Origin of the sequence: Catenuloplanes niger, assembly GCF_031458255.1 — a bacterium.
Lineage (GTDB): Bacteria > Actinomycetota > Actinomycetes > Mycobacteriales > Micromonosporaceae > Catenuloplanes > Catenuloplanes niger.
On sequence record NZ_JAVDYC010000001.1, the window covers coordinates 9,734,887 to 9,742,698 of the forward strand.

5 protein-coding genes and 1 pseudogene are annotated in these 7,812 nt (G+C 73.1%); all 6 read left to right on the forward strand.

The window, feature by feature from the left end; genetic code table 11:
* Window positions 1-2: 2 nt before the first annotated feature.
* Entirely contained in the window at window positions 3-500 is a 498-nt protein-coding gene (locus tag J2S44_RS42780) for a hypothetical protein (RefSeq protein WP_310429415.1), read from the forward strand.
* The gene (locus J2S44_RS42785; protein WP_310429416.1) at window positions 500-1,840 is read left to right on the forward strand and encodes a hypothetical protein; all 1,341 of its coding nucleotides are present in this window, start codon (window positions 500-502) and stop codon (window positions 1,838-1,840) included. Before J2S44_RS42780 ends, J2S44_RS42785 begins: the two co-directional genes overlap by 1 nt.
* Window positions 1,837-3,210 (forward strand): vWA domain-containing protein, encoded by a 1,374-nt coding sequence (locus J2S44_RS42790; RefSeq protein WP_310429418.1) that lies wholly within the window; start codon window positions 1,837-1,839, stop codon window positions 3,208-3,210. Before J2S44_RS42785 ends, J2S44_RS42790 begins: the two co-directional genes overlap by 4 nt.
* A gap of 22 nt (window positions 3,211-3,232) precedes the next feature.
* Window positions 3,233-4,348: an ATP-binding protein gene (locus tag J2S44_RS42795; protein ID WP_310429420.1), complete on the forward strand. Its 1,116-nt coding sequence runs from the start codon at window positions 3,233-3,235 to the stop codon at window positions 4,346-4,348.
* Window positions 4,345-7,122, forward strand: a complete 2,778-nt coding sequence (locus tag J2S44_RS42800; RefSeq protein ID WP_310429422.1) for a DUF5682 family protein — start codon at window positions 4,345-4,347, stop codon at window positions 7,120-7,122. Before J2S44_RS42795 ends, J2S44_RS42800 begins: the two co-directional genes overlap by 4 nt.
* A gap of 335 nt (window positions 7,123-7,457) precedes the next feature.
* A pseudogene (locus J2S44_RS42805) lies at window positions 7,458-7,812 on the forward strand (hypothetical protein); the annotation flags it as partial.

Genomic DNA, 7,812 nt, shown 5'->3' on the forward strand with positions numbered 1-7,812 from the left:
TTGTGACAAGCGATGGCGTCGCCTACGAGCGGCGCAGCGCAGCGCCCGTCGTCGCGCCGGCACGGCCGCGAAAGCTGGCCAAGGTGCCGTTCGTGGAGCTGACGGAGGGACGGCTGCAGGGGGTGGTGTCCAGCGGCTCGGACATCGAGCGCGTCTACGTGTCGTCGGTGACCGCGGGCGACCACGGGTTGAGCTGCAACACCAACAACAACCGCCCGTGCGGCGGGCTCAGCCAGTCGTCGCATGCCTGCAAACACATTGAGGCGATGATCACCGAGGCCGAGTTGCAGTACGGGACGGAGCGGGTGGCCCGCTACCTGAAGGTCGAGGTGGCCGACGGCGCGAGCGTGATGTCCGCGCTGCACCCGACGTCCGCGCCGAACCGGGCGGCCGAGGTGTTCGCCGGCTTCCTGCGCCACCTGGCCTACCTGGAGCTGCCGGCCGGCACCGATCCGCTGCCGGAGTTGCAGTGGTTCCCGGCCGCCGGGGCGGTGCGCTGATGCTGGCGGATGCGCTGCGTGCCGCGCCGGCGGGGGTCGACGAGTCCCTCGCGCTGGTCGACGGCCTGGACGACGCGCTCACCCACGGCCTCGCCCGGCTCGACGAGGAGCGCACGGCCGCGCTGGAGGATCTCGCGGCCGCGTTCGCCGGGTCGCCGCTCGCCGACCGGGTCACCGACTCCGTCGGAAAGATCATCGCGGGTACGGTGACGGACGAGCACCTGCTCGCGCTCGCCGGTGCCCGCACCGCGCTGCTCGGCGCCGTCCACGACGCGCTGCTGGGCTCGGTCGACACCGCGCTCGGCCGCACCCGCGCGGCGTGGGAGCCGGGTGCGGCCGCGGAGGCCGCGCCCGGCCTGCTCGCCGGCGGCCGGTCCTGGCTGCGCGAGCTGGCCATCGCGGGCTGGCACGGCGTGGACCACGAGCTGGCCGCGGCCGGTGCGCAGGCGGTGTCGGCGCTGCTGGCCGACCCGGCGCAGCGGCGGCTCGCGGTGCTGCTCGACGGGTTCGCCGGTGAGCTGCGCGCGGCCGCGCCGGTCGCCACGCTCGACCGGGTGCCGGTGCGCCGCTGGGCCGACCTGTGGACCCGGGGGCTGCTGCTCAGCCAGGACGACTTCCCCGCGTTCGAGGCCACCCCGGTCAGCGGCCGGCTGCTCTACCTCGGCGTGGACCTGCACGAGCACCCGACCGTGTTCCAGGCGCAGGTCCACGCGCTGCTGGAGACCGGTGACGAGGTGCGGGTGGTCCGGACCGGTGTCGCGGCCGCGAAGGTCGACACGATCACCGGGCCGTCCGCGTGGCGCATGCTGGCCGGCTTCCCGGTCTTCCGCGCCATGGTCACCGGGGGCACCACGGCCGAGATCGACGGCATGGCGCTGACCCCGGCCGGCGATCTGATCTGGGACGAGGCGAAGGCCACGCCCGGCGACGCCGCGGACCCGATCACCACCGCGCGGGTCCGGCTGGGGGCGGCCACGCTGCCCGCGATCCCGCCGCTCGACCGGCACCCGACGACGCTCGCCACGCCGGTGCTGCTGGACGGTTTCGACGTCGGCGGCGTCACGCTCCCGGTCGACTACGACCGGCTGCCCGCGGCCGGGCCGCTCACCCCGGCACTGGCCGACGCGTCCACCGCCTGCCTCGGCCTGCTCCGGTGGGACGGCCGCTGGTCGGTGCAGCCGCTCGCGGTGCAGGCGACGGTGAAGAAGAAGCAGGTGACCGTGCACTCGGGCGAGTGGGCGTTCGGCCCGACGGAGGCGAAGGCCGCGAAGGCGGAGGCGGCGGCCGGCACCGCGGTCGACGTGCTGCGTGAGCGCGCGGGAAGGCTGCTGCGACAGTGACCACCGCGCATGAGAACCGTCGGCAGGTGCTCTACTGGCGGCTGCTGGCCCGCCTGTTCGACCCGGAGGAGCAGGCCACGCTGGAGTCCGCGAGCGTCGCGATCGTCGACGACCTCGGTCTGCCGGCGCTGCTGCTCGACCCGTCCGTCTCGGTCGACAGCGTCGTCCAGCGGTACCCGGACCTCGAGGCCGAGATCGACGGTCTGATGGCCCCGGCCGACGACGGCCGGGACCGGGAGGTCCGCCGCGCCGCGCTGGTGTCGAAGCTGCTGCTCAACGTGTTCGCGACCGGCGGCGGCAACGTGACCGCGGAGCAGCTGGCCCGCTGGCAGTCCGACGCGGGCTGGTTCGAGCGGGCGCTGGGCTGCGAGCCGGGTGCGTTGCGCGGACGGGCCGCGGCCACCGGCGCCGGCGGTGCCGAGGGCGGCACCGGCACCGGGGGCAGCGCCGCCGGTAACGCGCCCGGCAGCGGTTTCACCGTGAACCTCGGGCCGGCGCTGGCCGCGATCGAGGCGGACCTGATCAAGCGCATGCGGTTGCGGGAGGTGCTGGCCGATCCGCGGCTGGCGAAGAAGCTCACGCCGAGCATGTCGCTGATCGAGCAGCTGCTGCGCGACAAGGACAACCTGGACGGCGTGGCGCTGGCGAACGCGAAGGCGCTGATCCGCCGGTTCGTCGACGAGGTCGCGCAGGTGCTGCGGACGCAGGTGGCGCAGGCCAGCACGGGCACGATCGACCGGTCGATCCCGCCGAAGCGGGTGTTCCGCAACCTGGACGTCGACCGGACGATCTGGAAGAACCTGCCGAACTGGAGCCCGGAGGACGAGCGCCTCTACGTCGACCGGCTGTACTACAAGCAGACCGCGAAGCGCGTCGAGCCGGCCCGGCTGGTCGTGGTGGTGGACCAGTCCGGCTCGATGGTCGACGCGATGGTCAACTGCACCATCCTGGCGTCGATCTTCGCGGGCCTGCCCAAGGTCGACGTGCACCTGATCGCGTACGACACGCGCGCGCTGGACCTGACCACGTGGGTGCACGACCCGTTCGAGGTGCTGCTGCGCACCCAGCTCGGCGGCGGCACGGACGGCACGGCCGCGCTGGAGCTGGCCCGCCCGAAGATCGTCGACCCGCGCAACACCGTGGTCGTCTGGATCTCCGACTTCTACGAGTGGCGCGAGCAGGAGTGCTGGGACGGGTTCGCCGCGATCCACCGGTCCGGCGCCCGCTTCATCCCGGTCGGTTCGGTGAGCAGCGGCGGCCAGCAGTCCGTCAACCCGTGGTTCCGGCAGCGGTTCAAGGATCAGGGCACCCCGGTGCTCTCCGGCCGGATCAAGAAGCTCGTCCACGAGCTCAAGAACTTCCTCGTCTGAGACCTCAAGGAGTAACACGAACATGAGCAACGAGCTGCTGCGCGCCCCGGCCGAGGCGAAGTACGCCGACGAGCTGGACTGGCTGGAGTCGATCGACGACAACCCGAAGCCGTTCTCCTGGCGGCTGAGCCCGAAGATGGTGCGCCTGTTCATCCTCGGCTCCGAGCGCGCCGACGGCCTGGACCGGGAGATCCCGCAGAAGTGGTTCGGCGACCGCAGCTTCGTGGAGCGCGCGATCGTCACGCTCGCCTCCGACCGGGGCCTGCTGCTGATCGGCGACCCGGGCACCGGCAAGAGCTGGCTGGCCGAGCTGCTGTCCGCCGCGATCAGCCGGAACTCGACGCTGGTCGTGCAGGGCACCGCGGGCACGACCGAGGACCACATCAAGTACTCGTGGAACGTCTCGATGGTGATCGCGAAGGGCCAGTCCCGGCAGTCGATGATCCCGTCACCGATCATGACCGCGATGGAGAACGGTGTGATCGGCCGGTTCGAGGAGCTGACCCGGTCGACCAGCGACGTGCAGGACGCGCTGATCTCGATCCTGTCCGAGAAGTACGTGTCCATCCCGGAGCTGGACGAGGACAACATCGTCTTCGCCAAGCCGGGCTTCTCGATCATCGCGACCGCCAACAGCCGGGACCGGGGCGTCAACGACCTGTCCTCCGCGCTCAAGCGGCGCTTCAACTTCGTCCGCATCCCGGTGGTGACGAACAAGAAGAGCGAGGCGGAGATCGTCCGGTTCCGCACCGAGGAGCTGCTGCGCCGGCACAACATCGAGCTCGAGGTGCCGCCGACACTGCTCGACGTGCTGCTCCAGTCGTTCGCCGACCTGCGGGCCGCATCCGCGTCCGCGACCAGCGACGACGAGCGCCTGGAGTCCGCGCTGTCCACGGCCGAGCAGATCGGCGTGCTGGAGGACGCGATCCTGCACAGCAACTTCTTCGGCGCGGCGTCGCTGACGTCGGCGACGCTCGCGTCGTCGCTGGTCGGGTCGCTGGCCCGGCGCAGCCCGGAGGACCTGGCGATCCTGAACAAGTACTGGCACGGCGTGATCGAGCCGCGCAGCAAGGACGCGGGCGGCGAGTGGAACGGCTTCCTGGAGGGTGGTCGCCAGGCGATCGCCACCCTGTCGTGAGCGGGCCGTTCGATGCCCTCCGGACGCAGCTGCTCGGCGCCGCCGAGGCGCTCGCCGGCGGCCCGGCCACGCTGCCGGACATCCTCAGCGGGATCGTCGACGACGTGGATCACGCTCTCCGTGAACCGCTCGAGATCTTCCCGGTCTGTCATCACTCCCCGGCCTCCGCGCTGGCGATGGTGCGCCGCCTCCGGGAGAAACAGCCGAAGGTGATCTACCTGGAGCTGTGCGAGGACATGGGTTCGCTGCTGACCGAGCTGCGCAACTGCCGGCTGCCGGTGGCACTCCAGTCGTTCGCGTCCGAGCTGGACGGGTTCCCGAAGGAGTCGGCACCGCTGTCGGTGATCGCGCCGATCACCGAGGCGTCCGCGGAGTACCAGGCGATCTCGTACGCGCTGGAGACGCCCGGCGTGGAACTGGTCCTGGTGGACCGCTCCACCGACCACGTCTTCCAGTGGCAGCCGGACGCGTCCGAGGCGCACGAGCAGCCGGCGGACGCGGACGACGACCTGCACGGTGACGCGGTCGGCGTGGAGATCGGCGACCTGCGGCCCCGGTTCGCGGAGCTGGAGGAGCACCTGCTGCACCACGGCCGGGTCCGGCACTGGTCCGAGTGGTGGGACCAGTACGTGGAGCAGCCCCTCGCGGGCGCGGACTACGACACGTACCGGCAGGTCATGGTGTTGATCGGTTCGCTGTTCCGGCGGCTGGCGCCGCACGGCACCCGGCGGTACGCGTCCGACGAGGACCGCGAGCGTTACATGTGGACGCGGATCCGCCAGCACCTGGCGTCCTCCGGGATCGACCGGGCCGACGGGCTCTACGTCTGCGGCGCGTTCCACGCGGCGAGCCGGCTCGCGGAGGTCGGGTCGGCGCCCGGCACGCCCGACTTCGACATCACGCCGCGGACCGCGACGACGTGGCTGTACGGCCTGATCCCGTCCAGCCACTCCGCGATCGAGGCGCAGTTCGGGCTCGCACCCGGCTCGGTCTCGATCGCGGCCGCCACCTGGCAGAAGAACCTCGCCCGGACGCGCCTGAAGCCGTTCCAGCTGCAGGGGCAGAAGGGCAGCAGGCGCGCACCGGCGAAGCTGCCCGCGCAGACGCCGGACGCGCCGGTGGCGGACCAGCTCACCGGCTACCTGTCCGGACCGCCCGCGCTGCACGGGCTGGACGAGGAGGAGTTGCGCGGCTGGTGCGTCGACATCGTCCGGCTGGCCCGCCGCAACGGCTATCTGGCCAGCACCGCGGACGCGATCGCGGTGTTCGAGACGTCGATCCTGCTCGCGGGCATGCGCGGACGCGCGCGGCCGACGCCGTACGACTTCCAGGACGCGGCGGTCACCTGCATCGAGAAGGACACCGTGCCGGGCCGCCGCGACGTGCGCCGGCTCTGCGAGATCCTGCTCGGCGGGGACCGGGTCGGCCAGGTCGGGTACGACGCGCTGCCGCCGCTGGCCCGCGACGTCTACGACCGGCTCGCCCCGCTCGGCCTCAATCTTGAACAGCGCAGCATCCAGCGCGCGCTGCTCGACCTGGCCGCGAAGCCGGAACTGGCACCGTGCTCGCAGCTGCTCTGGATGCTGCGCTACCTGCTGCCCGACCAGGCGGTACGCCCGATCATGGGCTCCCGCCGGCTGGGTGAGAAGCACATCCAGGAGAGCTGGGACCTCGACCTCGGCCGGCACCAGCGGACCATCATCGAGCTGGGCTACGAGGGCGTCACCGTCGAACAGGTCCTGGAACAGCGCCTGCGCCGCGTCGCCTGGGACCCGAAGGCGACCGCCGCCACCGCGCTGAAGGCGGTCGAGGACTCGCTGCTGTTCCTGAACAGCCCGCGCCTGACCGACGAGCTCGGCCAGCGCGCGGTCGAGCTGCTGGCCGCGGAACGCACCGTGGACGAGGCCCCGGCCGTGCTGCGCCGCATCCGGCGGCTGCTCGCGCACTACCGGGCCACCACGCCGACGCTGCCCGCCTGGTCCGAGTCGTTCGTCCGGACAGGGTACGCGCACTACTGCACGCTGCTGCCGACCGCGTTCGTCGCGGACGACACCGGCGTCCGGCAGGTCGGCGCCATGCTCGGCTTCCTGTTCAGCATGGAGAGCCTGGCGCTGTCGCTCGGCTGCGACCGGGCACAGCTGGAACTGGCCGTCCGCCAGTCACACCCGGAGCACCCGGCGAAGGTGGCGCTGCTCTGGGCCGCGCTGCACCAGCTCGGCGTGCTGACGATGGCGGACCTGCGGTCCCGCATCGACGGGCTGCTCGGCAACCCGCTGGTGGTGCCCGCGGTCCCGCAGTACGTGGCCGGCTTCATCCAGTCCCTGGAGTCCGTGCCGCGGTTGGCCCCGTTCGTGGTCGAGACGCTCTCCAAGGCGTTCGCCCGGCTGCCCGACCCGGTGCTGCTCCCTTGGCTCCCCACGCTCATCATGACGCTGAAGGACCAGGCCGCGGAGCTGGTGCCGCTGCTGACCCGCGAGGCCGGCCGCACGTTCCCCGGCACGCTGCCCGCGGTGGACTCCTGGGTCGCGCCGTGGAACGCGCCACCCCGCCGGCCCCGCACCGCACCGGCCACCGGCGCGGGTCCCGCCCGCGGCCCGGCCGGCGCGCTGCTGGCCGCACAGCCGGCCACGACCGGCGCGGTCGCGTCGCTGCTCGGCTGCGCGGGCGAGTGGGCTCCGGCCGGCCCGCCGGCCGGTCCGGACGGTTCCGCCGTGGCCGCGCTCCTGGCCACGCACGCGGAGACGACCGAGGCGGTGGCGCTGCTGGTGCGTTGACCGACCGGTGCCGCGCCCGGCGACCCGGGCGCGGCACCGCTCACCGCGGTTCACACGGCTCCGCGGGCCGCACGACTTCCGCGGGCCGCACGGCTTCCGCGGGCCGCACGGCTCCGCGGGCCGCACGGCTCCGCGGGCCGCACGGCTCCGCGGGCCAATCGGGCTTCGCACGCGACGTGCGGCGGACCCGGTCTGCCCTTCCGCTCCCGGCGTGCTCGTATTCCGGTATTCCTCGCCGCTCGCGGGGTGGGTGATCACCGAAGCCGGCGCGTGCGCGGCCGTACCCCGTTCGCGGGTCCTGTGTGGTCGCCGGCCGGCCGGATAGCGTGGCGGGCATGGAGAGCGTCGTGGTCCCGCGGCCGGCGCGGGTGGCGCGGCCGGGCCTGCCGAGCGGCACCATCGTGGCGCCGGTGCCGCCGGTCGACGTGGGGACGGACGCCGACACGGCTACCGACCTGCCGGCCGACACGGGTGCTGACCTGCCGGCGGATACGGCCGCCCACCTGCCGGCCGACACGACCGCCCACCTACCGGCCGACACGGTCGCCGACCTGCCGGCCGGTGTGGTCGCCTATCTGCGGGAACTGGCGGCCGTGGACGCACGCGCGCGGCAGGCGGCGGCCGCGCAGCGGGCCGTGCTGGAGGAACGGCATCCGGCGCCCGGGCGGCTGCACGAGGTGCCGGACGGGG

Bases quoted from the DNA above. Each gene is read 5' to 3' on its own strand.
- J2S44_RS42795 (WP_310429420.1), top strand. From the start codon at position 3,233: ATGAGCAACGAGCTGCTGCGCGCCCCGGCCGAGGCGAAGTACGCCGAC.
- J2S44_RS42785 (WP_310429416.1), top strand. From the start codon at position 500: ATGCTGGCGGATGCGCTGCGTGCCGCGCCGGCGGGGGTCGACGAGTCC.